Source organism: Blastococcus sp. SYSU DS0510 (assembly GCF_054050835.1).
Map to the genome: position 1 here is coordinate 61222 of NZ_JBJHAC010000003.1, position 24650 is coordinate 85871.

Consider the following 24650-nt stretch of genomic DNA (forward strand, 5'->3'; position numbering starts at 1 on the left):
CCCTGCCGCTCTGAGCGCGCGTGCCGCGCCGATCCCCGACGCGGGTGGGAACGCGCCGAGGGCCGCCTCCCCGCTGGGGAGACGGCCCTCGGCGCGTGCGTCGGTCGGGTGACCGCTCAGGTCATGATGCCGCGGCGGAAGCCCGTCGCGACCGCCTCGGCGCGGTCCTTGGCGCCCAGCTTGCGGAACAGCCGCCGGGCGTGGGTCTTGATGGTGTCCTCGGACAGGTAGAGCTCCCGGCCGATCTGGGCGTTGCTCTTGCCCTGGCTCATCCCGGTGAGCACCTGCATCTCCCGCATGGACAGCGCCACGGCGGGGGTGGCGTCGCGGACGGTCGACCGCACGGTCGTGGGTGCCGAGCCGGCCAGCGGGGCGGCGCCGCTCCACGCGGGCGCCGGTGCGCTCACCTGCTGCGGGATCCGGCCGTCGGCGCGCAGCCCGAGCCGGGAGAGGCCCAGCCCCATCTCGATCGGGGTCGCGTCCCACCGCAGGTAGCCGCGGGCGCCGAAGGCCACGGCGGCCCGGACGCTGTCGGCGTCGTCGGGCGCACCGAGCACCAGGACCGGGAGACCCGGGTGCGTCCGGAGCGCCTGGGTGGCGGCGGAGAGCCCGGTGTCGATGGCGCGCTGGGTGCCGACCACCAGGACGTCGGGGGTGCGGGTGGCCAGGCGGGCCATGAGCGACTGCGCGTCACCGACCACCTCGACCCGGCCCACGAACGGCAGAGCGACCAGCCGTGAGGCGACGTCGTCACGGACCCGCCGTCGCTCGTCGTACACCCACACGGTCGCGCCGTGCACGGGTGCGCGCATCCTGTCGTCGATCACGCCGGCTCCTCGCTCCTCCCGGCCGCTCGGCGGCCGGGTCCCCCCACCGGTCGGGAAGGCACCCGACCGGGTGGCGCCGGGGTGGAGGGCCCACCGGGGGCCCTCCACCTCTGCGCCGGTCGGGCAGCCGGTCCGGGTGATCCCCCTCCCGGACGTCAGCACGACCTGGAGTCACACTGATCGACCCGCAGGCGGCGGAACAGACGCCCTCACCCCGGGGGGTGAGCGCCCGGGCGGCCAGGTGACGCAGCGCACACACGGCAAAAGTTGCGGATCGGCTGTGTTTGGAGGTGGGACGGCGAGGGCACCGGGCCCCATGCAGCCGGACAGCCCCCTCCGGCTCTACAGAGTCCTGGAGGAGACATGGCCGACATCCGCAGACTCCCGACGCCCGTCGCCGAGGTCTGGGACTGGCAGCTCCATGGCGCCTGCCGTGGCGAGAACACGTCCCTCTTCTTCCACCCCGACGGGGAGCGCGGGCCCGCCCGGGCGCGGCGGCAGTCCGCGGCCAAGGCCGTCTGCTCCCGTTGCCCGGTCGTCGACGCGTGCCTGAAGCACGCGCTCGCCGTCCGCGAGCCCTACGGCGTCTGGGGCGGCATGAGCGAGGAGGAGCGGGCCCGGCTGATCGCCGCCGAACCCGCCGCCGTCGCCGCCGGGGTGTAAGCCCGCCCCTACGCACGCGAGAGGGCCCGGTCCAGGATTCCTGGACCGGGCCCTCTCGCGTGCTGGTGGCGTCCACCCTCACCGTGGCGCGTCCTCCCCCACGGCAGACGGTGAGGGAGGACGCGCCGGGATCAGGTCACCTGATCATCGCGGCGGAGCGGCTCAGTGGGAGTGGCCGTGGCCGTGCGAGTGGCCGTGGGTGTGGTGCCCACCGGCGCCGTGGTCGTGGTCCTCCTCCGGCGCCTCCACGATGGCGGAGTCGGTGGTCAGGATCATCGCCGCGATGGAGACGGCGTTGCCCAGGGCCGCCTTGGTGACCTTCACCGGGTCGATGACGCCCTGCCCGGCGAGGTCGCCGTACTCGCCGGTCGCGGCGTTGAAGCCCTGACCGGCGCCGGCCTCGCGCACCTTGGCGACGACGACGCGGCCCTCGAAGCCCGCGTTCTCGGCGATCTGCACCAGCGGGGCGTCCAGCGCCGCGCGCACCGCGCGGGCACCGGTCAGCTCGTCACCCTCCAGCGACAGCGCGTCGATCGCGCTCGCGGCGTGCACCAGGGCGGACCCGCCACCGGGGATCACGCCCTCCTCCACGGCCGCGCGGGTAGCGGCGATGGCGTCCTCGATGCGGTGCTTGCGCTCCTTGAGCTCCACCTCGGTGGCGGCGCCGACGCGGATGACGCCGATGCCGCCGGCGAGCTTGGCCAGCCGCTCCTGCAGCTTCTCGCGGTCCCAGTCGGAGTCCGTGGCGTCGATCTCGCGGCGGATCTGCGCCACGCGGTCGCCGATCGCCTCCGAGGTGCCGCCGCCGTCGACGATCGTGGTGGCGTCCTTGGTGACGGTGACCCGGCGGGCGGTGCCGAGCACCTCGAGGCCCACCTGGTCGAGCTTGAGGCCGACGTCCTCGGTCACGACCTGGCCGCCGGTGACGACGGCGAGGTCGGTCATGAACGCCTTGCGCCGGTCGCCGAAGAAGGGCGACTTCACCGCGACGACCTTGATGGTCTTGCGGATGGAGTTCACGACCAGGGTGGACAGCGCCTCGCCCTCGACGTCCTCGGCGACGATCAGCAGCGGACGACCGCCGGTCGAGAGCACCTTCTCCAGCAGCGGGAGCAGCTCGGCGAGCGCGCCGACCTTGCCGCTGACCAGCAGCACGAGGGCGTCCTCGAGGACGGCCTCCATCGCCTCCTGGTCGGTGACGAAGTACGGCGAGAGGTAGCCCTTGTCGAACTGGACGCCCTCGGTGACGTCGAGCTCGGTGGAGAGGGTGTTGCTCTCCTCGACGGTGATGACGCCGTCCTTGCCGACGCGCTCCATCGCCTCGCCGATCAGCTCGCCGACCTCGGCGTCCTGCGCGGAGATGGTGGCGACGCCGGCGATCGCCTCGCGCTTCTCCACCGGGATCGCGACGGCGTCGAGCGCGGCGTGCACGGCGTCGGCGGCGGCGCGCATGCCGCGGCCCAGCGCCATCGGGTTGGCGCCGGCGGCGACGTTGCGCATGCCCTCGTGCACCAGCGCCTGGGCGAGCACCGTGGCGGTGGTGGTGCCGTCACCGGCGACGTCGTTGGTCTTGGTGGCGACGTTCTTCGCCAGCTGGGCGCCGAGGTTCTCGTACGGGTCCTCGAGCTCGATCTCGCGGGCGATGGTGACGCCGTCGTTGGTGATGGTCGGGGCGCCGAACTTCTTGTCGATGACGACGTTGCGGCCACGCGGGCCGATCGTCACCCGGACGGCGTCGGCGAGCTTGTCGACACCGGCCTCCAGTGCTCGGCGGGCGTCCTCGTTGAACTTGATGATCTTGGCCATGGGCCCTTCCGATCAGTCAGTGCAGGGCGAAAGACGACCGCCCCGGGACCCGGTGTTCGGGTCGCCGGGGCGGTCGGAGGTGCGGTGATGGAACGGCCCCGTCGCGGGCGCTGGAACGGCCCCGGTCCAGGGGCCCGCCCCGAGCCTGCGAGGGGTGGGGAGGAGCGGGGTCCTCTTACTTCGAGACGACGGCGAGCAGGTCGCGGGCGGAGAGCACGAGGTACTCCTCGCCGGCGTACTTGACCTCGGTGCCGCCGTACTTCGAGTAGATGACCACGTCGCCCACGTTCACGTCGAGCGGGACGCGGTTGCCGTTGTCGTCGATGCGGCCGGGGCCGACGGCGACAACGGTGCCCTCCTGGGGCTTCTCCTTGGCGGTGTCCGGGATGACCAGACCGGAGGCGGTGGTGGTCTCGGCCTCGTTGGCCTGGACCACGACGCGGTCTTCCAGCGGCTTGATGCTGACCTTGGTAGCGGTCGTCACGTCGGTGACGCCCCCTTCGGTGTCGGACGGCAGGGATGTTCGATGCTGTGGCACGAGATCAGGCACCCGCCGTCGCGGGGGTCGGGCGCCAGCCCGTGTCGTTTGGCACTCTACCCAGGAGAGTGCCAGCCGCTCAACCCGGTCGCCGGGGTGGGTGATGTCGGCGTCGACCGGCCCGTACGCCACGCTGTGCCGGTGGACGGGTCATCCGAGGAGCAGACCGCCGAGACGGTGCGCCAACTGCGCGCGCTGACGACCCCGGAGGGCGCGGCGGCGCTGTCGCGCGCGGCTGCGCTGCTGGCCGAGGGGGCCGACGCGGTCGCCGCCCTGACGCGGCTGCGGGCCGAGGTGGGGGCCGACCTCGCCGGGCCGGCGTGGGGCATCGCTCGTCAGCGGCAGAAGGCCCGGGCGACGTTCGGGGCGGACGCGGACCGGATGCTCTTCACCGGCGACACCCTCGAGCAGGCCGGCCGCCCCCGGCTCGCCGCCCGCCGCGCCGCCCGGCTGCTGGCCGGCGGCGCGGACTCCGTCGCCGACCTCGGGTGTGCCGCGGGCACCGACACGATCGCGCTCGCCCGCGCGGGCGCCCGGGTGCTCGCCGTCGACCTCGATCCGGTGGCCCGGGAGCTCACCGCCCTGAACGCCGAGGCGCTCGGCGTCGACGACGACGTCTGGGTCGTGGCCGGGGACGCGGTGGAGCTCGTGGCCTCCGCCCGCGGCGGCGAGGTGGCCGGGTGCGGCGCCGCCGTCCTGGACCCCGCCCGGCGGGCCGGTGGGCGGCGGCTGCTGGACCCCGACCGCTGGTCGCCGCCGTGGTCGACCGTCGAGGCGCTGCTCGGGAAGGTGCCCACGTCCGTGGTCAAGGTGGCGCCCGGCCTGGACCACGACCGGGTGCCCGGCGGGGTCGAGGCGGAGTGGGTGTCGGTCGGCGGATCGATCGTCGAGGCGCTGCTCTGGGGGCCCGCGGTCGGCACCACGTGGCGGCGGGCGAGCGTCGTCCACGACGGCGCCGTCCACGAGCTCACCGCCGACGCCGACCCCGGCCCGGCGCCCACTGGGCCGGTGCGCGGGTGGCTCCACGAGCCCGACCCCGCGGTCATCCGCTCCGGCCTGGTCTCCCTCGTCGGCGCCGACCTCGGCGCGACCCTGGTCGACCCGACCATCGCCAACCTGACCTCCGACGCCCCGGCCGGGAGCCCGTGGGTGACCTCCTACCGGGTCGACGAGGCGCTGCCGTTCAACCTCAAGAAGCTCAAGGCGCTGCTGCGCGAGCGCGGGGTCGGCCGCGTCGTGGTGAAGAAGCGCGGCTCGGCGATCGAGCCGGAGACCCTCGCCCGGCAGCTCCGCGGGAACGGCGACGGGACGGCGACCGTCGTCGTCACCCGGGTCGCCGGGAACCCGACCGCCCTGGTCTGCGACGTCACCGGCTGACGCGGGCCGGCAGGTTCCTGCGCATGCACACCCGGGGCCACCGGTCCAGGCCGTGCGCCGCCTCCCGCTCGCGGATCGCCCGCAGCCCCGGCGTCCACTCGCGCTCGTCCAGGACCCGGAAGCCGCAGCGGCGGTAGTAGGGCGCGTTCCAGGGCAAGTCCTCGAAGGTGGTCAGGGTGAGGGCGGGGAGTCCCGCGGCGACGGCATGTGCGGCGGCGTGCTCGAGGAGGGCTCGGCCGATGCCTCGCCGCGCGTGGTCGGGGTGGACCGACACCTGCTCGACGTGCAGCCCGCCGTCCACGGGCTCCGCGACGAGGTAGGCCACCGGCAGGTCGGTGGAGCCGACCGCGACCCAGGCCAGGCCGGCCTCCCGGTACCGGTCCAGCTCGCCGGCGGGCGGCGGTGGGTCGGCAGCGATCTCGGGCATGCCGACGTCCGCGAAGCACTGCCCGGCGGCACGCTCGATGTCCCGCACGGCCTCCCACTCGTCCGGGGCGACGGGCCGGATCTGCGCGAGCCGGTGCATGCCGAACTCAGCGGCTGACGACGTCGATCGGCAGGGAGCTGTCCGCGCCGAGGTCCGGGGCGGACGGCGCGACCCCGGCGGCGACCAGCCGCGAGCCGAGCGCCGCCACCATCGCGCCGTTGTCGGTGCAGAGCTTCGGGCTGGGCACCCGCAGCACGATGCCGGCCTTCGCGCAGCGCTCCTCGGCCAGCGCGCGCAGCCGCGAGTTGGCCGCGACTCCCCCGCCGAGCACCAGATGGTCGACGCCGTGGTCGCGGCAGGCGCGCACCGCCTTGGCGGTGAGGACGTCGGCGACCGCCTCCTGGAACGAGGCCGCGACGTCGGCCACCGGCACCGGCTCCCCGGCGCGCTCCCGGGCCTCGATCCACCGGGCGACGGCGGTCTTCAGGCCGGAGAAGGAGAAGTCGTAGGCGGGGTCGCGCGGGCCGGTGAGCCCTCGCGGAAAGGCGATGGCGTGCGGGTCGCCGTCGCGCGCGGCCCGGTCGATCGGCGGGCCGCCCGGGAAGGGCAGGCCCAGCACGCGCGCGACCTTGTCGAACGCCTCGCCCGCCGCGTCGTCGATGGTGCGGCCCAGCGACTGCACCTCCTGCGCGAGGTCGGGCACCAGCAGCAGCGAGCTGTGCCCGCCCGAGACGAGCATCGCGATCGACGGCTCGGCCAGCGGCCCGTGCTGCAGCTCGTCGACGGCGACGTGCGCGGCGAGGTGGTTGACCCCGTACAGCGGCTTGCCCAGCGCCAGCGCGTACGCCTTCGCGGCCGCAACCCCGACCAGCAGCGCACCGGTCAGGCCCGGCCCGCTCGTCACCGCCACCGCGTCGACGTCGGCAGCGCTGACACCGGCCTCGGCCAGCGCCCGGTGCACGGTCGGCACCATCGCCTCCAGGTGTGCGCGCGAGGCGATCTCGGGGACGACGCCGCCGAACCGCTCGTGCTCCTCTACCGAGGTGGCCAGCGCGTCGGCGAGCAGGGTGTGCCCGCGGACGATGCCGACGCCGGTCTCGTCGCAGGAGGTCTCGAACCCGATGACCAGCGGCTCGCTCACGGCGTCCCCCCGTCCCATGTCGCTCCCGCGGGGAGCTCCGCTCCTCGCTCGTTCCTCGCTGCGATGCTCACGCCCCTGCCCGCTCCCGCTTCATGACCACGGCGTCGGTGCCGCTCGGTTGGTAGTAGCCGCGCCGCCGGCCGATCTCGGCGAACCCGCGCCGGCGGTAGAGCCCCTGCGCCGTCTCGTTGTCCGCGCGCACCTCCAGCAGCACCACCGGGGCGCGGCGCCGGTCGGCCTCGGTGAGCAGCGCGTCGAGCAGCCGGGCGCCGATCCCCTCGCCCTGCCGCGCGCCGGTGACGCCGATCGTCGCGACGTGCGCCTCGTCGTCGTAGGCGATGAGGCCGGCGTACCCGACGACGGCGCCGCCGTCCTCGGCGACCAGGTAGTGGCGGGTGTCGGGGCGGGCCAGCTCGTCGCGGTACATCGCCACCGTCCAGGTGTCGGGCGCGAAGAGCTCCTCCTCCAGCCCCATCACCGCGGGGAGGTCCGCGAGGGTCATCGGCCGCAGCCGGGTCACCGCGTCACGGCCTTGATCGAGGTCGGCGGCACCGCGTCGGGCCGGCGCAGGTAGAGCGGCACCAGCGGCCCGGCCGAGCCCGGATCGGCGAGCTGCGGGGCGGCCGCGCGGAGCAGCCCGGCGGTGGTCACCTCCGCCGGGGTCACCGGGCCACCGAGCCGCTCGGCGAACGCCGGGTCGCCGACGAACGGCCCACCCCAGCCGAACTCGTCGGGGCGCACGACTCCCGGGCCCTCGACCCGACGACCCTCGTCGTCGTAGGTGGCCCAGTAGACCTCCTTGCGGCGCGCGTCGGTCACCACCGTGCGCGCACCAGCGCCGATCGCGTCGAGGGAGCAGACGCCGACGACCGGCAGCCCGCGGGCGTCTCCGATCGCGGCAGCGGTGACGACGCCGACCCGCAGCCCGGTGAACGGCCCGGGCCCCAGGCCGGTGACGACGGCCTCGACGTCGGCGAGCCCGAGCCCGGCGTCCGCCAGCGCGCCCTGGATCGCCGGCGTCAGCAGCTCGGCGTGCTTCGTGCCCGACGGGACGGCGCGTTCGGCGAGCACCTCCGCGCCGCCGTGGGGGGTCCACCGCGCGAGCCCCGCGACGAGCGTGGGGGTGGCGGTGTCGAGCGCGAGGACCAGCACGACCGCTCAGCGTAGGCGAGTGCCGGCGGCCACCTCGTAGACGATCTCCAGGCCGTCCTCCTCGTCGACCTGCTCCCCCACGACGACGAACCCCTCGGCGAGCACGAGGTCGCGGGAGGCGGTGTTCGCCGGGGCGACCGACGCGCGCACCGTGGTGACGGCGGGCTCCTCGGCCGCCCACGCCAGCAGCGCGCGGAGCGCCGCCCGGGCGTACCCCTGCCGCCGGTGCAGGGGGTCGGTGGAGTAGCCGACCTCGACCATGCCGGCGGCGTCCGGTGGCCCGTGGAAGCCGGCCCGGCCCACCGCCAGGCCCCGCTCGGGGTCGTGGACGACGCGGGTGATCCAGCGGGCGCTGCCCGGATCGGCGACCACCTGCTCGGCCCGGACCCGCCAGACCGCGCGGCACTCCGGCCCGGCGAGGTACGGGCTCAGGGGCACCGGTGCCGCCGCCTCCGCCGCGGCGAGGTCGCCGTCGGCCAGCGCGCGCAGCGCGTCCGCCCCCAGCGGGACGAGCCGCACGACGGGCAGTTCCGGGCTCACAGCTCTTTCCGGAGGTGCACGTCGGCGGCGCCTCGCGTGGGCACGCCCTCCCAGCGGACGATCTCCCGGTAGCCGTGCCGCTCGTAGAAGCCCGGCGCCTGGAAGCTGAACGAGGTGGCGAACACGTGGGTGCACCCCCGAGCCCGCGCCTCCTCCTCGAAGCCCGCGAGCAGGCGGGAACCCAGGCCCTCGCCCCGGGAACCCGCGCGCACCCAGGTCATGCCGATGCCCGCGGCCACGCCCCACGTCCAGCCGCTCAGCCCGGCCGCGAGCTCACCGGAGGCGTCGAGGACCCGCACGGTCAGCTCCCGCGCCGGCGCCACCCCCTCGGTGGCGGCGGCGTTGTACGCGTCGAGCTCGGCCGACAGCCGCTGGTCCAGCTCGGGGAGCCCGCCGGCCACGACCGTGCGGTACGGCGCCGGCGACGTGCCGGTAGGGGTCACGACGCCTCAGCTCCCGTCGAGCCGGGCGGCCCACCCCGGTCCGTGCGGCACGAGCAGCGCTGTCCGGACGTCGTCGTCGCGCCGGTCCAGCCGCACCTCCAGGTGCTCGTCGGCCAGCTGCTCGACCAGCCCCTGCCCCCACTCGACGACCGTCACCGACTCGTCGGTGGAGGCGTCGAGGTCCAAGTCGTCGACGTCGGCGTGGCCCCCGAGCCGGTAGGCGTCCACGTGCACCAGCGGGATGCGACCACCCCGGTGCACCCGCGCGATGACGAACGTCGGCGAGGTGACCGGCTCCCGGACGCCGAGGCCCGCGCCGATGCCCTGGGTGAGCGCGGTCTTGCCCGCGCCGAGCGGGCCGACCAGCACCACCAGGTCACCGGGGCGGGCGAGCGCGGCCAGCGCCTCGCCCAGGGCGCGGGTGTCGGCGGGGTCGGGCAGCACGTGCTCGCGCTTCACGCGACCTCCTCCAGCGACCCGGCGACGGCCCTCAGGTCGGCCAGCAGCCCGGCGCGGGGTGCGCCGTTCGGGCCGAACCGGATGGCGGCCGACGGGTGGTAGGTGGCCCACACGGCGCGGCCGTCGACCTCGTGCGGGCGGCCCCGGACGGCGGCGAGGACGGTGCGCGGGCCGAGGAAGAACTTGGTCGAGGAGAGGCCGAGAGCCACGACGACGGGGCTGCCCAGGAGCTCCAGCTGGCGGCGCAGCCAGCCGCTGCAGCGCGCCACCTCCGGGGCCTTCGGGGTGCGGTTGGCGGGCGGCCGGCACTTCACCACGTTGAGCACCGCGGCCTGCCCGCGGTCCAGACCGACCTCCGCCAGGAGCTGGTCCAGCAGCGCCCCCGACCTCCCGACGAAGGGCCGGCCGGTGTCGTCCTCGGTCGCCCCGGGCGCCTCCCCCACGAGCACGAACCGCGGCCGGCCGGTGAGCGGCACGTCGCCGACGACGACGTGCCGGCGCGCGGTGGCCAGCTCGGGGCACGCGACGCAGGCACGGGCGGTCTCCGCGAGGGTCGCCCAGTCCGGAGCGGCCGCCGCGGCGCGGGCCACCTCGTCGGCGGCGGCGTCGAGCCGGGGCGGGCGGGGAGCGGCCACCCCGGCACCCTAGCGCCGGGGCTCTCCGGCCCTTCCGCGGCGCCGTACCGGGTGGGACCGTGAGCCGGCACCGTCCGTTCCTCGCGAGAGGACCCGGCCATGCCCCCTCTCCCGCTCGACCTCTACGACGTCGCCTGCCTAGCCGGCGGAGCCAACCGGGTGGTCGAGACCGCCGTCGTCGCGCTGGTGCGGGCGGGGCGGCTGCGGGTGCACTCCCCCGGCCAACTGGCGACCACCGACCTGTCGCGCCGGCACCCGGTCGAGGCCGCCGTCCTCGACGCGGTCGGGCCGACGGGCCACCGCTCGGTCGACACGACCTGCTGGCGTCTGGTCGACGACGACCGCCTGCTCGACGTCGGACGCCGGCTGCGCGAGGCCAAACTGCTCGGCCGCCTCGGCACCGTCGGCTCGGCACTGCACGGCGATCGCCGCGCGCTCGCGCCGACCCGCGCCGGCCACCGTGTGCTGCGGACGATCGATGACCGGCCGGCACTGGGGGACGCCGAGGCCGTCCGCGTCGCGCTCGGCGGCCGGGCGGCGATGACCGACGCCAAGCTGCGCGCCGACGTCTTCGATCTGCCCATCACGACGATCGGCGTCGGCAAGCCGGGACACCGGTCCCGGCACGACATCGACCACAGCGACCCAAAACTGGCCCCCTACCGCGCTCATGCAGCAGACAAGGGAACGGCGGCCGCGTTCGGGTCCGGTCTGTGGGGCGGTGGCCCCGGTCAGTAGCCGTCGGCCCGACAGGACGGGCCAACTCGGGGAGACACCGCGACTGCTCCTGACCTCCATCTCTCGACATCGCCGTCCTGACGGCGGCCCGACACGGGCGGTGGACACCGCGCTGGTCCCCTGGTGGGGAGCGGCGGCGGCCCCGTCGAAGCGGCGGTGCAGGACGCCGTCAGCACCCACGGGCACCGCGCCGTCGACATGATCCAGTGGCGTCTGTCCGACGACGACGAACGCGTTCCGGCGGTCGGCCGGCGGCTGACCGCTCGAGGTCCGCCCAGCCGGTGGGGCCGTCGTCCGCGGCGGCACCCGCCCCCTCGTGCGTACGGTCACCGGTCGCTCCGGGACCTGATCGTGGCCTCCGGTCGACCCGGCCCTCGACGGCGGCAGCGCCATGCTGGTCGCCCTGCACGGTCCGGGATCCACCTCCGACGCCGCGGGCGTGGATCGAGCTTCGACGCCTTCCCGATGCCCAGCGCGACGGAGCGGGCGGTGGGTCTGCGCCGACGCATCGACGCCGCTCCTGTCCACCACCCCGGAGGAGTCATGGGTGAAGGCGGGGGCGGCGACGGTGACGGCGTCGAGCCGGGGCGCACGGGAGCGACCACCCTCGCACCCTGACGATGCGCCTAAAGCCTCTACCGCCCGCACCGTCAGCGTGCCACCGTGCGCTACGACGCCCCGGCGTGGAGGAACTGCCATGGAAGCGCTGGACCTGTACGAGTTCGCATTCCTCGCCGGCGGACGGGAGCGCGTCGTCGACACCGTCGTCGTCGTACTGGTCGAATCCGGACGCCTGCGGGTGCACCCGCCCGGCGAGCTCTCCATGGTCGAGGCCTTCCGCCGGCATCCGGTGGAGGCAGCTGCCCTCGATGCGGTCGGCACGCGCGGGCGCCGATCGGTCGACACCATCCGCTGGCGTCTGGTGAACGACGACCGGATCACCGGGCTGAGGCGACCGCTCGCAGCTGCCGGACTGCTCCGCCGCGGACGTCTCCGCCGCCGGGAGCAGTGGCGCCCGACGCGGGCCGGCCGCGAGATCCTCCGCCGGGGACCGTCCGTCGACCGCGCCCTCGACGGGGGCAACGCGGTCGCGATCGCGCAGCACGGGCGTGAGGCGATGACCGACACTGCACTGCGGTCGGCCATCTTCGAGCGGCCGTCGCCGCAACCGCTCAGCGCCGGCGAGATCGACCGCCGGATCAGGCACAGCCACTGGGACCGGAGGAGCGACACAGCGGTCTTCCAGACGTACCGGTCGCACACGGCGCTGGGCGGCGCAGTGGGCTTCGGATGCGGTGTCGGACGTGATGGCGGAGGCGGCGGTGGTGACGGCGGCGGCTCCTGACCCGCGTCGTCAGCTGCCGGTGCGGGCCTCGGCCGCCACGCGGCGGATCAGGCCGGTGAGCGCGCGGCTGACCTCGTCGGGCGACTCGAGGGGGACCATGTGCCCGGCGCCGGGCACGACGACGTACTCGACGGCGTTCTCGCCGGTCTGCGCCAGCCGTTCGACGATGAGCTCGCTGTGCTCCGCGGGGATCATCCTGTCCCGGTCGCCGGTCAGCACGAGGGTGGGCACCCGGCACAGCGGCTCGAGCCGGCCGGTCTCGTCCAGGCCCGCCAGCGCGGGGTAGAACTCCGCGATGACGTCGACCGGCGTGCCGGCGATCATCGCGTCGACGTAGCGCACCAACGCCGGGTCGACGTCCGACGAGCCGAACGACAGCGCCTTCGTGGCCGCCGACACCAGGTCCGCCGCGACCCGGCGGGTGCGCTCGGCGAACGACGGCCTATGCCGCATCGTCCACGCGGCGACCGGCAGCACCGCGGCGCGCACCCGGGTGAGCATCTCGGGCAGCCCGAAGCTCAGCTCGGCGAGGTTGCCGCTGGAGGTGGAGAGCAGCGCGGCCCCCCGCACCCGCGTGCCGAACAGCTCGGGCCGCAGCGCGGCCAGCCCCATGACCGTCATGCCGCCCATGGAGTGGCCGACCAGGACCACCGGCCCGCGGGGGGCCCGGGCGTCCAGCACCGCGAGCAGGTCGCGGGCCAGCTGGTCGATGGTGGAGTGCTCCGGCATGCCCCGGCCCGACGAGCCGTGGCCACGCTGGTCGTAGAAGACCAGGCGGGCCTGCGGCCGGTGCCCGCTCCCGGTGGCGAGCTGCGCGCCCAGGACGCGGCGCTGGAACGCCCACGACGCCATCGAGAGGGTGTAGCCGTGCACGAAGACCACGGTCAGGGGTGCGTCCCGCGGACCGATCTCCTCGACGGAGAGGAGCACGCCGTCGTCGGCCTGCACCAGTGCGGTGCGGTCGGCCGGCCGAGCCTCGGTGCCCAGCGGGTCGGCCTGGCGCAGCCGGCTCTCGGCCAGCGCCGTCGCCACGTCGCCCACCGGCCCCAGCTCGGCGGCGCGCACCCGGCGGGCGGCCACCCGGCTGAGCGCGACGCCGGCGGCGGTGCCGGCAGCGGCCAACCCGACGACGGCACCGACCACACCGGCGGCGCGGGCCGTGGGGTGCTCGCGCGGGCGGCGGGGCGGCTGCGGGCGCGTGCGGGCCATCAGACCGCCCCCGCCGACCCGACGTACCGGCGGGCGAAGCGACCGCCGATGCGGGTGACCAGCTCGTAGTGGATCGTGCCGACGGCGTCGGCCCACTGCTGCGCGGTCGGCTCGCCCCCGTCGCCGGGGCCCCAGAGGACCACCTCGTCGCCGGCGGCGATCGGGTCGTCGCCGACGTCCAGGACGAACTGGTCCATGCACACCCGGCCGGCGATCGTCCGCTGCTTCCCGGCCGCCAGCACGGGTGCGCAGTTGCCCCCGGCACGTGGCACCCCGTCGGCGTAGCCGGCGGGCACCAGGGCCAGCGTGGTCTCGCCGGCGGTCGCGTAGGTGTGCCCGTAGGAGACCCCCTCGCCGGCGGGGACGCGCTTGGTCAGCGCGACCCGGGCGCGGACGGTCATCGCCGGCCGCAGCCCGTGGTCGGCGGCGTCCCCGCCGAGGGGGTCCAGCCCGTAGACGGCGACGCCCGGGCGCACCATGTCGTACCAGGTGCCGGGCAGCGCGACCGTCGCCGCCGAGTTGGCCAGGTGCCGGCGGGCGTCGGTGAGCCCCGCCGCCCGGGCGACCGCGACGGCCTCCTCGAACACCCGCACCTGCGCGCCGATGGTGGGGTGGGTCGGGGCGTCGGCGTAGGCGAGGTGGCTCCACAGCCCGGTGACGACGACGTCGCCGTCGGCCTGCGCCCGGGCCGCTGCCGCGACGAGGCCCGGCCACTCGGCGACGGGGGCGCCCTCCCGGGAGAGCCCGGTGTCGACGAACAGGTGCAGCCGGGCGGTGCGGCCGGTCGCCCGCGCCGCGGCCACGACCTCGGCCAGGCCCCACGCGGCGTTGACCGACACCTCGACGTCGGCGGTCAGCGCCGCGGCGACGTCGGCGCCCGGGCCGTTCAGCCAGGCCAGCACGGGCGCGGTGACGCCGGCGGCCCGCAGGGCCAGCGCCTCGCTCACCACGGCCACGCCGAGCTGGTCGGCCCCGCCGGCCAGCGCGGCCCGCGCCGCGGGCACCAGCCCGTGCCCGTACCCGTCGGCCTTGACGACCGCCATCAGCGGCCGGCCCACCCGCTCCCGCAGCACCGCGGTGTTCGCCGCGATCGCGTCGAGGTCGACGACCACCTCGGCCCCGGTCCCGTTCGTCACGCCCCCGAGTCTGGCAGGCCGCCCGGCGGCGTACCGCGCACCCGCGCGACCGCCTCCGGCAGGTGTCGGACGACGTCCCCGGCGACGAACGGTCCGCGCGCCGCGGCGACCTGCCCCGCCCGCCCGTGCAGGTGCGCGGCCACCGCCGCCGCCTCGACGGCGGGCAGGTCGGCGGCGAGCAGCGCCCCGCCGATCCCGGAGAGGACGTCGCCGGTGCCGGCGGTGGCCAGCCACGGGGTGCCGGTGCCGTTGACGTAGACGGTGCCGTCCGGATCGGCGACCACGGTGGCGTCGCCCTTCAGGAGGACGACGGCCCCCAGGTCGGCGGCCAGCCGGCGGGTGGCCCCGATCCGGTCGTCCCCCGGCTCGGTGCCGAAGCGGGCGAACTCGCGGTCGTGGGGGGTGAGCACGGTGGGCGCGGACCGGCCGCGCACCAGCTCCGGCTCGCGGGCCAGCAGGGTCAGCCCGTCGGCGTCGACCAGCACCGGCAGGTCCGTGGCGAGCACCTCGGCCAGCACGCTGCGGGCGTCCTCGCCGGTGCCCATCCCCGGTCCGACCACCCACGCCTGCACGCGGCCGGCGTCCCCCGGCCGGCCGTCGGTGACGATCACCTCCGGCCACGCCGCGCGGACGCCGTCGGCCGCCGTCCCGGCGTAGCGCACCAGCCCGGGCCGGGTGCGCACCGCCGCCCCGGTGCAGAGCACGCCGGCCCCCGGGTAGGTGGCCGAGCCGGCGACGACGCCGACGACCCCCTGTGAGTACTTGTCGTCGTCGGGGTCCGGGAGCGGCAGGCGGGCTGCGACGTCGGCGTCGGTCAGCTGCCGGGCCGCCGGCGCCGGCAGGTGCGGGCCCAGGCCGATGTCGACCAGGTGCACCCGGCCGGCGTAGCCCCGCCCGGCGCCGGCCACCAGGCCCGGCTTGACGGCCCCGAAGGTGACCGTGTGCGTCGCCGGGAACGCCGCACCGGCGACCGCCCCCGTGTCGGCGTCCACCCCGCTGGGGAGGTCGACGGCGACCATCAGCGCCGGACCCCGCGCCGCTCGCTCGACCAGCCCGGCGGCCGGCTCGCGCAGCCCGCCGGAGCCGCCGAGGCCGACGATCCCGTCGAGCACGAGGTCGGACCGGTCGAGCAGCGGGCCGGCCGCATCGGGCGCCACCGTGCGCCCGCCGGCCCGCGTGAAGGCGGCGAGCCCCGCCGGGTGCGCGCGGCCCGGGGCGAGCAGGACCGCGGTGGCACGCACCCCCCGGGCGGCGAGCCGGGCGCCGGCGAAGAGGGCGTCGCCCCCGTTGTCGCCCGTACCCACGAGGAGGGCCACGCGGGCGCCGTAGGGGCGGCCCAGCAACCGCAGGCAGACGGTCGCCAGCCCCGCGGCGGCGCGCTGCATCAACGCGCCGTCGGGCAGCTCGACCAGGAGCGGCGCCTCGGCCGCCCGGACGTCGGCGGCGGTGTGCAGGTCGATCACGATGCTCTGCCCCTGCGTGACCTCGCGAGCTCGGTCATGTCGCCTCCCGGGTCAGCCCCTCGGCGACGACCACCGCCGAGGCGATGCCGCCGTCGTGGCTCAGCGAGACGTGCCAGGAGGTGACCCCCAGCTGGGCGGCCCGCCCGGCCACCGACCCGCGGACGGCCAGGTGCGGCCTCCCGTGCGCTCCGACCGTCACCTCGGCGTCGTGCCACAGCAGGTCACCGGGTGCGCCGAGCGCCTTGGCCAGCGCCTCCTTGGCGGCGAACCGGGCGGCCAGCGACTCCCCGGTGCGCGGGGTGCCCGACGGCGTGCGCTGCTCCTCGGCCGTGAAGAGCCGGTCGCGCAGCCCCGGCGTCCGGGTGAGCGACCGCGCGAAGCGGTCCACCGGAACGACGTCGATCCCCACCCCGATGATCACCGGGCCAGTCTGCCGCGCCGTCGTCCCGGGCGCCCGCCGTCCTCCCTCACCGCAGCGCGTCCTCCCTCACCGCCTGCCGTGCGGGGGGACGCGCCATGATCAGGGCACCTGATCCCGGCGCGGGACGGGCTACTCGACGGTGACGGACTTGGCCAGGTTGCGCGGCTGGTCGACGTCGTAGCCGCGGGTGTCGGCGATCTCGCAGGCGAGGACCTGCAGGGGCACGGTCGTCACGACCGGGGCCATGAGCGTCGGCGTGCGCGGCACCCGGATGAGCTCGTCGGCGAAGGGCACGACGTCCTCGTCGCCCTCCTCGGCGATCACGATCGTGCGCGCCCCGCGGGCCCGGACCTCCTGGATGTTGGAGACGACCTTGCCGTGCACCGAGTTGCGGCTGCGCGGCGAGGGCACGATGACGACGACCGGGGTGCCCTGGTCGACGACGGCGATCGGCCCGTGCTTGAGCTCGCCGGCCGCGAAGCCCTCGGCGTGGATGTAGGCGAGCTCCTTGAGCTTCAGCGCGCCCTCGAGCGCCACCGGGAACCCGACGTGACGGCCCAGGAAGAGGATGGTGCCCGCGTCGGCCAGCGAGCGGCCCAGCGCCCGCACCGGCTCCATCTGCTCGAGCACCTGCTCGACGGCGCCGGGCAGCTGCCGCAGGTCGTCGACGATCGCGGCGATCTCGTCCTCGTACTTCACGCCGCGCACCTGGGCGAGGAAGAGCCCGACCAGGTAGCAGGCGACGACCTGGGCGAGGAACGCCTTGGTCGAGGCGACGGCGATCTCGGGGCCGGCGTGGGTGTAGAGGACGGCGTCGGACTCCCGCGGGATGGTCGAGCCGTTGGCGTTGCAGATCGCCAGCACGCGGGCCTTCTGGTCCTTCGCGTGGCGGAGCGCCATCAGGGTGTCCATCGTCTCGCCCGACTGGCTGATGACGACCACCAGCGTGGAGCGGTCCAGCACGGGGTCGCGGTAGCGGAACTCGCTGGCGACCTCGACCTCGACGGGGATCCGGGTCCAGTGCTCGATGGCGTACTTGGCGATCAGGCCCGCGTGGTAGCTGGTGCCGCAGGAGACGACGAAGATCTTGTCGATGTCGCGGAGCTCCTGGTCGGACAGGCGGACCTCGTCGAGCACGAGCTCGCCGTCCTCGCCCAGCCGGCCCAGCAGGGTGTCGGCGATCGCCTGGGGCTGCTCGGCGATCTCCTTGAGCATGAACCAGTCGTAGCCGCCCTTCTCGGCGGCGGCGGCGTCCCAGTCGACGGTGTAGGCGGTGGGCTCGGCCGGGGTGCCGTCGAAGCCGGTGACCGTGAGCCCACGGGTGCGGTCGATCTCGACCACCTGGTCCTGCCCGAGCTCGCGGGCCTCCTTGGTGTGCCCGATGAACGCGGCGACGTCGGAGCCCAGGAAGTACTCGGGGGTGCCGTCGGCCGTCTCCCCGATGCCGACCACCAGCGGGCTGCTGCGCCGGGCGGCGACCAGGGTGTCGGGCTCCGCGACGTGCGTGGCGACGAGGGTGAACGCGCCCTCGAGGCGCTGGCAGACCCCGCGCATCGCCTCGGCGAGCCGGCCGGGCCCCTCGGGGGTGGTCGCGTAGACCGCGGCCAGCAGGTGGGCCACCACCTCCGTGTCGGTCTCCGAGGCGAACTCCACGCCGGAGCCCTCGCACTCGGCCCGCAGCGCGGCGAAGTTCTCGATGATGCCGTTGTGGATGACGGCGACGGAGCCGTCGGTGGACACGTGCGGGTGGGCGTTCCGGTCGGTGGGGCCGCCGTGGGTGGCCCAGCGGGTGTGCCCGATGCCGATCGTCGCGGCCGGGAGCGGCTGGTCGGCCAGCACCTTCTCCAGGTTGGCGAGCTTGCCCGCCTTCTTCGCCGAGCTCAGCGAGCCGTCGGCGACGACGGCGATGCCCGCGGAGTCGTAGCCGCGGTACTCGAGCCGGCGCAGACCCTCGAGGACGACGCCCGGAGCGTCCTGGGGGCCGACGTATCCCACGATGCCGCACATTGGACCGAGAGTACCGGGGCCGGGCGCCCGCCCGTCCCCACGCGCGGGTCGGGGCGCCCCGACGGGTGAGACGCCGGGCCGGGTTCAGCCGACCGCGGCGACGACCCCGGCGAGGCGCTGGGCGACCGCGTCGGCCTGCTCCTGCGTGGGCGCCTCGACCATGACGCGGACCAGCTGCTCGGTGCCCGAGGGCCGCAGCAGGACCCGGCCGCTGTCGCCGAGCTCGGCCTCGACCGCGTTGACGGCGGCGGCGACCTCGTCGCTGGCGGCGACGGCGAGGCGGTCGGAGACCGGGACGTTGACCAGCACCTGCGGCAGCCGCTGCACCACGGAGGCGAGCTCCGCGAGCGAGGCCCGGGTGCCGGCCATGCGGGAGAGCAGCGCCAGGCCGGTGAGCAGCCCGTCGCCGGTGGTGGCGTGCTCGAGGAAGACCAGGTGCCCGCTCTGCTCGCCGCCGAGGCTGAGGTCCTGCGCCCGCAGCGCCTCCAGCACGTAGCGGTCGCCGACGGCGGTCGTGCTGACGGAGATGCCGGCGTCGCGCATCGTGTGGTGGAAGCCGAGGTTGCTCATGACCGTCGCGACGACGGTGTCGGCCTTCAGCGCACCACGTTCGTGCAGGTCCAGCGCGCAGATCGCGAGGATCGCGTCGCCGTCGACGACCTCGCCGTCGGCGGTGACCGCGAGGCAGCGGTCGGCGTCCCCGTCGTGGGCCAGGCCGATGTCGGCGCCGCGAGCCCGGACGGCCTCGGCCAGCGGCCCGAGGTGCGTGGACCCGACGCCGTCGTTGATGTTCCAGCCGTCGGGCTCGCAACCGATGGCGTGCACCGTCGCCCCGGCCCGCCGGTACACCTCGGGTGCGGTGGCCGCGGCCGCGCCGTGCGCGGCGTCCACGACGACGGAGACCCCGGTGAGGGGCCGGCCGACGGTCGAGAGCAGGTGCTCGACGTAGGCGTCCGAGCCGTCGGTCAGCGCGCGGACGCGGCCGATCGAGCTGCCGGTGGGGCGGTGCCCGTCCGAGGAACCGGAGGTGACGGTCAGCTCGATGGCGGCCTCGACGGCGTCGGGCAGCTTGTGCCCGCCCCGGCTGAAGAGCTTGATGCCGTTGTCGGGCATCGGGTTGTGGCTGGCCGAGATCATGACGCCGAGATCGGCGCCGCTGCGGCCGGTGAGGTAGGCGAGAGCCGGGGTCGGCACGACCCCGGCGAGAAGCACCTCGGCTCCGGCGCTCGTGAGGCCCGCGACGACCGCGGCCTCGAGCATCTCCCCGCTGGCGCGGGGGTCGCGGCCGACGACCGCGACGGGACGCGAGGTCCCGTCGCGGTCGGCGAGCACGCCTGCGGCGGCACGTGCCACCGAGAGGGCCAACTCCGGCGTGAGGTCGGAGTTGGCCCGACCCCGGACGCCGTCGGTCCCGAAGAGTCTCCCCCCCATGGACGACGCCGGGCCGGTCAGCGCTTGGAGTACTGAGGCGCCTTGCGGGCCTTCTTGAGGCCGTACTTCTTGCGCTCCTTGACCCGCGGGTCACGGGTCAGGAAGCCGGCCTTCTTGAGGGCCGGGCGGTCCTCGGCCTCGACCTCGATGAGGGCGCGGGCGATGGCCAGGCGCAGCGCGCCGGCCTGCCCGGTGACGCCGCCACCCTTGAGGATGCCGACGACGTCGTACTGCTCGGCCTTCTCGAGGGTCACGAACGGCTCGCGGATGAGCTGCTGGTGCACCTTGTTCGGGAAGTACTCCTCGAGGGTGCGGCCGTTGAGCGTGAACTGGCCGGTGCCGGGGAGCAGCCGCACGCGGACGACGGCCTCCTTGCGCCGGCCGACGGTCTGCACCGGACGCCCGTCGGCGTCGGTCACGGTCAGTGCGCTGGTCACTGGGCCACCTGCTTGATCTCGTAGGTCTGGGGCTGCTGCGCAGCGTGCGGGTGCTCGGGGCCTGCGTAGACCTTGAGCTTCTTCAGCATCTGCCGACCGAGCGTGTTGTGCGGGAGCATGCCCTTGATGGCGCGCTCGATGACGCGGTCGGGGTGCGTGCGCAGCTGGTCGCCCACGTTGATGGTCTTGAGGCCACCCGGGTGACCGGAGTGCCGGTAGGCCACCTTGTCGTCCCGCTTCGACCCGGTCAGGGCGACCTTGCCGGCGTTGACGATGACGACGAAGTCGCCGACGTCCACGTGCGGGGCGTACTGGGGCTTGTGCTTGCCGCGCAGGAGCTGCGCGGTCTGGCTGGCCAGTCGACCGAGCACCACATCGGTGGCGTCGATGACGTGCCAGGCCCGGGCGACCTCACCGGGCTTGGGGGTGTACGTGCGCACGGCGCGCGTCCTCCGTCGTCGTCGGGATGGCTGGTGGGATCGCCTCGCCGAGCACGGGAGACGGATCTGCACGCGCGGCACCAGCCGGCACGCGCGCCAACCGAGGACGATACCAGCTGGAGAACTCGACCCTCATCGCCCCTGGCGAGCGACGACCTCGGCCCTGCTGCAGGGGCCCGCCGCGAGTTTACGAGCGGTGGGGGGCAGCAGGGTCCTTCACTTCGCGCAGGCGCCCGGTGTCGACGTCGTAGACCGTGCCCCGCACCTCGTGGGAGACGAGGTAGGGGCAGTCGCGGAGCAGCCGCATCGACTCGCGCACGTCGGCGTCGACGTCGGTGAAGGTGCGCGCCGACCACGGCGGCCGGCGACCGGTGGCCCGCTCCACCAGGTCGGCGAAGTCGACGTCATTGCTCTTCTGCAGCCCGCAGTCGGTGTGGTGGACCAGCACGATCTCGCGGGTGCCGAGCAGGTGCTGGGAGATCGTCAGCGACCGCACGGTGTCCTCGGTGACGACGCCACCGGCGTTGCGGATGACGTGCGCGTCACCGACCTCCAGGCCCAGGAGCGGGAACAGCGGCATCCGGGAGTCCATGCAGGCCACGACGGCGACCTTGCGCGCCGGGGCCACCGGCTTGCTGCCGGGGAACCGCTCCGCCCACTCCGCGTTCGCCTCGAGCATCCGGTCGATCTCAGCCACGACCGGACGATAACCGGACCTGCCGCCGGCCGCGCTCCCGGGCGACCACCCCGGCCAGCGCCGCCGCGTCGAGCTCCGGCCGTCCCCCGGCGTGCGCCACCGTTCCCGCCGCCGCCGCTGCGCCGAGCCACGCCGCCTCCTCGGGCCCGCCCCCGCCGAGCAGCGCGGTCACGAGCGCCGCGACCCACACGTCCCCGGCCCCGGTCGGGTCGACCGGCGCCGCGCCGAGGTGCGGCACCAGCACCTCGCCGTCGGCCCACGCCGGGTCGACCTCCCCCACGCCCGCCGCCACCCCGGGAGCCGGGCCGGCGCGCCACGCCACCAGGTCGCCCTCCTCGCCGGAGGCCAGGGCCACCAGCCGAGGCCCGGCCGCCAGCAGCCGTGCGGCGGCGTCGCGGGCGTCGTCGGGTCCGGACAGCGGGTGCCCCACCAGGAGCTCGGCCTCGGCGGCGTCGGCCCGGACGACGTCCGCGCGCCGGAGCACCGTTTCCCGGGTGGCCGCGTCCTCCGGGGCGCCGTCGGCCACCACGAGCGCCGTCGCGGGGGCGCGCTCCAGGGCCGCGCGCACGGCCACGCCCGGCTGCTGGAGCTGGAGGCTCAGCACCCGGCAGCCCGCGATCAGCGCGCCCGCGGCGGCGACGTCGGCGGGGGTGAGCAGCACCGCGGGCGGCACGTCCTCCACCAGCCGTCGGCGGCCGCCGTCCTCGACCAGGTCGAGCAGGAGGGCGGTCGTCGCGCCCGGCCGGGTGACGACGCCCGAGACGCCGATGCCGTCGGCGGCGGCCTGCGCCAGCACGTCCCTCCCCGCGGCGTCGTCCCCGACGACGCCGACCAGCGCGACCGGGACGCCCAGCTGCGCGAGCGCGACCGCCTGGTTGGCGCCCTTCCCGCCGAGCAGCTCCCGGCGGCCGGTGGCGGAGGCCGAGCCCCCGGGGCCGGGCACCGCGGGGAGCCGGAGCACCAGGTCCCGGCCGATCTGCCCCAGCACCACGACCGCTGCCATGCCCGCACCTCCCCGGCCACCGCCGGTGTCGGGCACGCGGCCATGGGCGAGGATGTGCCCCGTGCGCACGGTCGAGGAACACCAGGCGGTCGTGAACGCCCTGCTGCCCGCCCTGCCCGAGGAGACCGTGCCGCTGGCCGAGGCGCACGGACGGGTGCTGGCGCGCGACGTCGTCGCCGAGGTGCCGTTGCCGGGCTTCGACAACTCGGCGATGGACGGCTACGCCGGTCGCTGGGCCGAGCTCGCCGGCGCCGAGGGCGGCCCGGTGCGGCTGCCGGTGGCCGAGGACATCCCCGCCGGCCGCACCGACGTCGTCCCGCTGGCGCCGGGCACCGTCCACCGCATCATGACCGGGGCCCCGCTCCCCCCGGGAGCCGACGTCGTCGTCCCGGTGGAGCTCACCGACGGCGGCACCGACGTCGTCGAGATCCGCGACCGCCCGGCGGCCGGGAGCCATCTGCGGGCGGCCGGCGAGGACATCGCCGCCGGCACGGTCGCGCTCTCCGCCGGCGCCCCGCTCGGCGCCGCCCAGCTGGGCCTGGCCGCGGCGGTCGGCGTCTCGGAGCTGGTCGTGCGGCGCCGCCCGCGGGTGCTGGTCCTCTCCACCGGCAGCGAGCTGGTCGCGCCCGGGCAGCCGCTGGCGCGCGGCCAGATCTACGAGTCCAACTCGGCGCTGCTGGCCGCCGCGGTCCAGGAGGCCGGGGGCATCCCGCGGCGGCTGCACTTCGTGCCCGACGACGTCGACCAGTTCCTCGCCACCGTGCGCGCCGAGGTGGCCTCCGCGGACCTGCTGATCACCAGCGGCGGGGTGAGCGCCGGCGCCTACGAGGTGGTCAAGGACGCCTTCCGCACGCTCGGCACGGTCGAGTTCGGCAAGGTCGCGATGCAGCCGGGCGGCCCCCAGGGCGCCGGCACGGTCGACGGCGTCCCCGTGGTCACCCTGCCCGGCAACCCGGTCAGCGCCTTCGTCTCGTTCGAGGTCTTCGTCCGCCCGGCGCTGCGCCGCGCCCTCGGCCACACCGCGCCCGACCGCCTGCGGGCCCCCGCCCGGCTGTCGGGGCCGCTGCGCTCGCCCGCGGGGCGCCGCCAGTTCCTGCGGGGCCGCTACGACGGCGGCGAGGTCTCCCAGGTCGGCGGGCCCGGCTCGCACCTGGTCGCGCACCTCGCCCGGGCCAACTGCCTGGTCGTCGTGCCCGAGGACGTCACCGAACTGCCCGCCGGCGCCGAGGTCGACGTCGTGCTGATCGAGGGAGCACTCCAGTGAGCGAGCCGCGTCTCACCCACGTCGACGAATCCGGCGCCGCCCGGATGGTCGACGTCTCCGCCAAGGCCGTCACCGCCCGCGAGGCCACCGCCGCCGGCCGGGTGCTGGTGGGTCCCGAGGTCGTCGCCCTGCTGCGGGGCGAGGGGGTGCCCAAGGGCGACGCCGTGGCCGTGGCGCGCATCGCCGGCATCGCCGGGGCCAAGCGGACGCCGGATCTCGTGCCGCTGTGCCACCCGATAGCGCTGCACGGGGTCACGGTCGACCTCCAGGTCACCGACGACGCCGTCGAGATCACCGCCACCGCGCGCACCGCCGACCGCACCGGGGTGGAGATGGAGGCGCTCACCGCGGTCACCGTGGCCGGGCTGACGATGATCGACATGGTCAAGGCGGTCGACCCGCGGGCGGCGATCACCGACGTCCGGCTGCTGCGCAAGTCCGGCGGCAAGAGCGGGGAGTGGACCCGGTGACCGCCGCGCTGCCGGCCGGCGCGCGGGCCGTCGTCCTCACCGCCTCGAACCGGGCCGCCGCCGGCGTCTACGAGGACCGCAGCGGCCAGGCGCTCGCCGCGGGGCTGCGGGAGCTCGGCTTCGCCGTCGAGGGGCCGCACGTGCGCCCCGACGACGTCGCGGAGCTCGAGGCCGTGCTCCGCAACGCGGTGGACCTCGGGGTCGACCTGGTGGTCACCACGGGCGGCACCGGCCTGTCCCCCACCGACGTCACCCCGGAGGCGACCCGTGCGGTGCTCGAGCGCGAGGCACCGGGGATCGCCGAGGCGGTGCGGCGGTACGGGGCGGAGCACGGCGTGCCGACGGCGGTCCTCTCCCGCGGCCTGGCGGGCACGGCCGCCCGCACGCTGATCGTCAACCTGCCCGGGTCCACCGGCGGCGTGAAGGACGGGCTCGCCGTCCTCGGCCCGCTGCTGCCGCACGTGGTGAGCCAGCTCCGCGGCGGGGACCATGTCTGAGGTCGTCCTCCGGACGACGCCGCGGCCAACGGCCGTCCCCGGCCTGCGCTGAGCGAGTCCGCGACACCACCGGAGGAGCCTCCG

The 24650-nt window shown here is 75.8% G+C and carries 27 protein-coding genes and 1 pseudogene; 7 read left to right on the forward strand and 21 right to left on the reverse strand.

All coding sequences use genetic code 11. The features are described from left to right. Nucleotides 1-116 precede the first annotated feature (116 nt). Nucleotides 117-827, reverse strand: a complete 711-nt coding sequence (locus tag ACI79P_RS03335; protein WP_456579626.1) for a response regulator transcription factor — start codon at nt 825-827, stop codon at nt 117-119. A 363-nt stretch (nt 828-1190) separates the two neighbouring features. Between ACI79P_RS03335 and ACI79P_RS03340 the strand changes: the two genes are divergently transcribed. After that, nucleotides 1191-1490, forward strand: a complete 300-nt coding sequence (locus ACI79P_RS03340; RefSeq protein ID WP_091929063.1) for a WhiB family transcriptional regulator — start codon at nt 1191-1193, stop codon at nt 1488-1490. Nucleotides 1491-1652: 162 nt separating this feature from the next. Here ACI79P_RS03340 and groL read toward each other — a convergent pair whose 3' ends face one another. Both groL and groES read right to left on the reverse strand, forming a co-directional pair. Beyond that, a complete protein-coding gene (gene groL / locus ACI79P_RS03345) occupies nt 1653-3296 on the reverse strand; it encodes a chaperonin GroEL (protein ID WP_456579627.1) in 1644 nt (547 codons plus the stop codon). A 175-nt stretch (nt 3297-3471) separates the two neighbouring features. Further along, nucleotides 3472-3780, reverse strand: a complete 309-nt coding sequence (gene groES / locus ACI79P_RS03350; RefSeq protein ID WP_166531823.1) for a co-chaperone GroES — start codon at nt 3778-3780, stop codon at nt 3472-3474. A gap of 195 nt (nt 3781-3975) precedes the next feature. Here groES and ACI79P_RS03355 point away from each other — a divergent pair, with 195 nt between their 5' ends. Then, nucleotides 3976-5211 carry a class I SAM-dependent methyltransferase gene (locus tag ACI79P_RS03355; RefSeq protein WP_456579628.1) on the forward strand — a complete coding sequence of 412 codons (1236 nt, stop codon included), beginning with the start codon at nt 3976-3978 and terminating at the stop codon, nt 5209-5211. On the opposite strand, the gene ACI79P_RS03360 is transcribed toward ACI79P_RS03355, so the two are convergent. The 8 genes from ACI79P_RS03360 to ACI79P_RS03395 form a co-directional block, all read right to left on the reverse strand. After that, complete coding sequence (locus tag ACI79P_RS03360; protein WP_456579629.1) at nt 5201-5737, reverse strand: GNAT family N-acetyltransferase; 537 nt, start codon at nt 5735-5737, stop codon at nt 5201-5203. The genes ACI79P_RS03355 and ACI79P_RS03360 overlap by 11 nt on opposite strands. Before the next feature lie 7 nt (nt 5738-5744). After that, entirely contained in the window at nt 5745-6779 is a 1035-nt protein-coding gene (gene tsaD / locus ACI79P_RS03365) for a tRNA (adenosine(37)-N6)-threonylcarbamoyltransferase complex transferase subunit TsaD (RefSeq protein ID WP_456579630.1), read from the reverse strand. A gap of 67 nt (nt 6780-6846) precedes the next feature. After that, on the reverse strand, nt 6847-7281 hold the full coding sequence (gene rimI, locus ACI79P_RS03370; protein ID WP_456579631.1) for a ribosomal protein S18-alanine N-acetyltransferase: 435 nt from the start codon (nt 7279-7281) through the stop codon (nt 6847-6849). Nucleotides 7282-7295: 14 nt separating this feature from the next. Further along, on the reverse strand, nt 7296-7931 hold the full coding sequence (tsaB, locus tag ACI79P_RS03375; RefSeq protein ID WP_456579632.1) for a tRNA (adenosine(37)-N6)-threonylcarbamoyltransferase complex dimerization subunit type 1 TsaB: 636 nt from the start codon (nt 7929-7931) through the stop codon (nt 7296-7298). A gap of 6 nt (nt 7932-7937) precedes the next feature. Then, nucleotides 7938-8471: a GNAT family N-acetyltransferase gene (locus ACI79P_RS03380; protein WP_456579633.1), complete on the reverse strand. Its 534-nt coding sequence runs from the start codon at nt 8469-8471 to the stop codon at nt 7938-7940. After that, nucleotides 8468-8914, reverse strand: coding sequence for a GNAT family N-acetyltransferase (locus tag ACI79P_RS03385; protein ID WP_456579634.1), 447 nt, complete (start codon nt 8912-8914; stop codon nt 8468-8470). The genes ACI79P_RS03380 and ACI79P_RS03385 overlap by 4 nt, the downstream gene beginning before the upstream one ends. 6 nt (nt 8915-8920) lie before the next feature. Next, the gene (gene tsaE / locus ACI79P_RS03390; RefSeq protein ID WP_456579635.1) at nt 8921-9373 is read right to left on the reverse strand and encodes a tRNA (adenosine(37)-N6)-threonylcarbamoyltransferase complex ATPase subunit type 1 TsaE; all 453 of its coding nucleotides are present in this window, start codon (nt 9371-9373) and stop codon (nt 8921-8923) included. Beyond that, nucleotides 9370-10008, reverse strand: coding sequence for a uracil-DNA glycosylase (locus tag ACI79P_RS03395; RefSeq protein ID WP_456579636.1), 639 nt, complete (start codon nt 10006-10008; stop codon nt 9370-9372). Before ACI79P_RS03395 ends, tsaE begins: the two co-directional genes overlap by 4 nt. 87 nt (nt 10009-10095) lie before the next feature. Between ACI79P_RS03395 and ACI79P_RS03400 the strand changes: the two are divergent. Then, nucleotides 10096-10746 (forward strand): annotated as a pseudogene (locus ACI79P_RS03400) (TIGR04222 domain-containing membrane protein); the annotation flags it as partial. Nucleotides 10747-11293: 547 nt separating this feature from the next. After that, the gene (locus ACI79P_RS03405; RefSeq protein ID WP_456579637.1) at nt 11294-12091 is read left to right on the forward strand and encodes a TIGR04222 domain-containing membrane protein; all 798 of its coding nucleotides are present in this window, start codon (nt 11294-11296) and stop codon (nt 12089-12091) included. A gap of 9 nt (nt 12092-12100) precedes the next feature. Here the strand turns inward: ACI79P_RS03405 and ACI79P_RS03410 are convergent, their stop codons facing one another. From ACI79P_RS03410 to ACI79P_RS03455, 10 genes are all read right to left on the reverse strand, one after another. Continuing rightward, entirely contained in the window at nt 12101-13300 is a 1200-nt protein-coding gene (locus tag ACI79P_RS03410) for an alpha/beta fold hydrolase (RefSeq protein WP_456579638.1), read from the reverse strand. After that, nucleotides 13300-14436 carry an alanine racemase gene (gene alr / locus ACI79P_RS03415; protein WP_456579639.1) on the reverse strand — a complete coding sequence of 379 codons (1137 nt, stop codon included), beginning with the start codon at nt 14434-14436 and terminating at the stop codon, nt 13300-13302. The genes ACI79P_RS03410 and alr overlap by 1 nt, the downstream gene beginning before the upstream one ends. Beyond that, nucleotides 14433-15899: an NAD(P)H-hydrate dehydratase gene (locus ACI79P_RS03420; RefSeq protein ID WP_456579640.1), complete on the reverse strand. Its 1467-nt coding sequence runs from the start codon at nt 15897-15899 to the stop codon at nt 14433-14435. Before ACI79P_RS03420 ends, alr begins: the two co-directional genes overlap by 4 nt. Nucleotides 15900-15933: 34 nt before the next feature. Beyond that, nucleotides 15934-16320, reverse strand: a complete 387-nt coding sequence (locus ACI79P_RS03425; RefSeq protein ID WP_456579641.1) for a holo-ACP synthase — start codon at nt 16318-16320, stop codon at nt 15934-15936. Between the two features lie 129 nt (nt 16321-16449). Then, complete coding sequence (gene glmS, locus ACI79P_RS03430; protein ID WP_456579642.1) at nt 16450-18327, reverse strand: glutamine--fructose-6-phosphate transaminase (isomerizing); 1878 nt, start codon at nt 18325-18327, stop codon at nt 16450-16452. Nucleotides 18328-18411: 84 nt separating this feature from the next. Next, entirely contained in the window at nt 18412-19758 is a 1347-nt protein-coding gene (glmM, locus tag ACI79P_RS03435; protein WP_456579643.1) for a phosphoglucosamine mutase, read from the reverse strand. Between the two features lie 17 nt (nt 19759-19775). Next, nucleotides 19776-20195, reverse strand: coding sequence for a 30S ribosomal protein S9 (rpsI, locus tag ACI79P_RS03440; RefSeq protein ID WP_456579644.1), 420 nt, complete (start codon nt 20193-20195; stop codon nt 19776-19778). Continuing rightward, nucleotides 20192-20635, reverse strand: a complete 444-nt coding sequence (rplM, locus tag ACI79P_RS03445) for a 50S ribosomal protein L13 (protein ID WP_014377954.1) — start codon at nt 20633-20635, stop codon at nt 20192-20194. Before rplM ends, rpsI begins: the two co-directional genes overlap by 4 nt. A 187-nt stretch (nt 20636-20822) precedes the next feature. Next, complete coding sequence (locus ACI79P_RS03450) at nt 20823-21332, reverse strand: beta-class carbonic anhydrase (RefSeq protein WP_456579645.1); 510 nt, start codon at nt 21330-21332, stop codon at nt 20823-20825. Beyond that, nucleotides 21325-22335, reverse strand: coding sequence for a PfkB family carbohydrate kinase (locus ACI79P_RS03455; protein ID WP_456579646.1), 1011 nt, complete (start codon nt 22333-22335; stop codon nt 21325-21327). The genes ACI79P_RS03450 and ACI79P_RS03455 overlap by 8 nt, the downstream gene beginning before the upstream one ends. Nucleotides 22336-22387: 52 nt before the next feature. Between ACI79P_RS03455 and moeA the strand changes: the two genes are divergently transcribed. Genes moeA through ACI79P_RS03470 form a run of 3 tightly spaced genes read left to right on the forward strand, consistent with a single transcriptional unit; the run spans nt 22388 to nt 24566 of the window. Beyond that, entirely contained in the window at nt 22388-23599 is a 1212-nt protein-coding gene (gene moeA, locus ACI79P_RS03460; protein WP_456579647.1) for a molybdopterin molybdotransferase MoeA, read from the forward strand. After that, a complete protein-coding gene (moaC, locus tag ACI79P_RS03465; RefSeq protein WP_456579648.1) occupies nt 23596-24069 on the forward strand; it encodes a cyclic pyranopterin monophosphate synthase MoaC in 474 nt (157 codons plus the stop codon). Before moeA ends, moaC begins: the two co-directional genes overlap by 4 nt. Continuing rightward, on the forward strand, nt 24066-24566 hold the full coding sequence (locus ACI79P_RS03470) for a MogA/MoaB family molybdenum cofactor biosynthesis protein (protein WP_456579649.1): 501 nt from the start codon (nt 24066-24068) through the stop codon (nt 24564-24566). Before moaC ends, ACI79P_RS03470 begins: the two co-directional genes overlap by 4 nt. Nucleotides 24567-24650 lie beyond the last annotated feature (84 nt).

Coding starts and splice junctions, on each gene's coding strand:
- ACI79P_RS03455 (WP_456579646.1), bottom strand. CDS start 22,335: ATGGCAGCGGTCGTGGTGCTGGGGCAGATCGGCCGGGACCTGGTGCTC.
- glmM (WP_456579643.1), bottom strand. CDS start 19,758: ATGGGGGGGAGACTCTTCGGGACCGACGGCGTCCGGGGTCGGGCCAAC.
- ACI79P_RS03360 (WP_456579629.1), bottom strand. CDS start 5,737: ATGCACCGGCTCGCGCAGATCCGGCCCGTCGCCCCGGACGAGTGGGAG.
- glmS (WP_456579642.1), bottom strand. CDS start 18,327: ATGTGCGGCATCGTGGGATACGTCGGCCCCCAGGACGCTCCGGGCGTC.
- ACI79P_RS03410 (WP_456579638.1), bottom strand. CDS start 13,300: ATGGCCCGCACGCGCCCGCAGCCGCCCCGCCGCCCGCGCGAGCACCCC.
- rimI (WP_456579631.1), bottom strand. CDS start 7,281: ATGACCCTCGCGGACCTCCCCGCGGTGATGGGGCTGGAGGAGGAGCTC.
- groL (WP_456579627.1), bottom strand. CDS start 3,296: ATGGCCAAGATCATCAAGTTCAACGAGGACGCCCGCCGAGCACTGGAG.
- ACI79P_RS03340 (WP_091929063.1), top strand. CDS start 1,191: ATGGCCGACATCCGCAGACTCCCGACGCCCGTCGCCGAGGTCTGGGAC.
- moeA (WP_456579647.1), top strand. CDS start 22,388: ATGTGCCCCGTGCGCACGGTCGAGGAACACCAGGCGGTCGTGAACGCC.